Origin of the sequence: Flavobacterium sp. H122 (genome assembly GCF_004959765.1) — a bacterium.
GTDB lineage: Bacteria > Bacteroidota > Bacteroidia > Flavobacteriales > Flavobacteriaceae > Flavobacterium.
Genome location: NZ_SJZD01000037.1, coordinates 1 through 548, shown reverse-complemented (window position 1 = coordinate 548; position 548 = coordinate 1). Strand labels below are relative to the sequence as shown.

Below are 548 nucleotides of genomic sequence, written 5' to 3'. Positions count from 1 at the left end.
CTGCTGTTATACGTTACATAGTCACTTGATTTGTAGTTATAGGTAAATGATTGGTAGTATGGACTTGGGGTAGTATTTGAAATAGGAGTTGAATGTGTCCAGAGACTCACCTGTCCGGCAATAGTTCCAGAGTTGGCTGTTAGGAATTCTATAGCATCAATTGCTGAAGGGTAAGGGTTTCCGACCAAATTAAGGTTGTCGTCTTCGTTTGTAATAACAACATTGTTTGTTCCTGTATACGGACTTCCGGTATATGGTCCTCTTGTGATTGTTTTTGTAACAATTCCATTTTGAGGTTTTCCGGTAAAAGTTGTTGAAAAAGTCGGGTTTGCATTAGGTACTCTAATGATATATCCTTTTCCGGCAACCATATTTTCATTGACATTGAACCAGTTTCCGTATCCGTATCCTGCTGGATTTGGATAATCCGCAACCCAATGATAAATTCTTGTGGTTAAGGATAAAGGAGAAACGTTGTATATGTGGAAATTTTCAACCGGTGTTGACCAGTAAATGTAATCATAGCCATGTAAACCGGTTGCGGTTCT

The 548-nt window shown here is 38.9% G+C and carries 1 pseudogene; it reads right to left on the bottom strand.

The features are described from left to right. A pseudogene (locus tag EZM65_RS15595) lies at window positions 1-548 on the bottom strand (hypothetical protein); the annotation flags it as partial.